The 238-nt window shown below is 49.6% G+C and carries 1 rRNA gene; it reads right to left on the bottom strand.

The features are described 5' to 3' along the window. Positions 1 to 77: ribosomal RNA gene (gene rrf, locus C173_RS27105) — 5S ribosomal RNA — on the bottom strand; the annotation flags it as partial. Positions 78 to 238 lie beyond the last annotated feature (161 nt).

Here is a 238-nt window from a genome sequence, read left to right as displayed (position 1 = left end):
GTACCATCGGCGCTGGAGGGCTTAACGGTCGTGTTCGGGATGGGTACGTGTGGAACCCCTCCGCTATCGCCACCAAACATGATTTTTCGAAGCCTCCGCTTCTCGAAATCGCTACAGAAAATATCAAACCATCGGTTTAACATCCTGCCAGACTTGATCGCCTGAAAACTGAATCCGAAACGAATCTGCGTGTTAAAAGTTTGGATAAGCCCTCGACCGATTAGTATTGGTCAGCTCC

The organism is Paenibacillus sp. FSL R7-277, assembly GCF_000517965.1.
Taxonomy (GTDB): Bacteria; Bacillota; Bacilli; order Paenibacillales; family Paenibacillaceae; genus Paenibacillus_AQ; species Paenibacillus_AQ silagei.
The sequence above is the reverse complement of the archived record's forward strand: the minus strand, read 5'-3'. Positions and strand labels throughout refer to the sequence as shown.